This is a genomic window from Terrabacter sp. 2RAF25, assembly GCF_052115265.1.
Classification (GTDB): domain Bacteria; phylum Actinomycetota; class Actinomycetes; order Actinomycetales; family Dermatophilaceae; genus Terrabacter.
The window spans coordinates 1-426 of record NZ_JBFRGJ010000059.1 but is presented as its reverse complement, the minus strand read 5'-3'; the positions used below and the strand labels follow the sequence as shown (position 1 = coordinate 426).

Genomic DNA, 426 nt, shown 5'->3' with positions numbered 1-426 from the left:
CACCTGGAAGGCGCCACGGGCGGCTGGCGCGAGGCGGTGGATTCCGTCAACGGCCTGATCCAGGGCAGCATGCTGCACGGCGAGGGGATCACCCGCGTCGTCCGCGCCGTGGCCGAGGGCGACCTGTCGCAATCGGTGCCGCTGGAACTCGCCGGCCGGCCGCTGAAGGGCGACCTGCTGCAGACGGCCGATGCCATCAACACCATGGTGGACCGGCTGAAGTCCTTCGCCTCCGAGGTCAGCCGGGTCGCCCGCGAGGTCGGGACCGAGGGCAAGCTGGGCGGGCAGGCGCGGGTSGARGGSGTCGCCGGCACCTGGMRSGACCTGACCGACAACGTGAACKCSATGGCSTCGAACCTSACGGGSCAGSTYCGCAACATCGCSGAKGTSACSACSGCSGTGGCSCGGGGCGACCTGTCCAAGAAS

At 70.6% G+C, this 426-nt stretch carries 1 protein-coding gene; it reads left to right on the top strand.

The window, feature by feature from the left end:
- Positions 1-426, top strand: a 426-nt coding sequence (locus AB4091_RS21935; RefSeq protein ID WP_442295043.1) for a HAMP domain-containing protein, incomplete at both ends; no start/stop codon positions are given.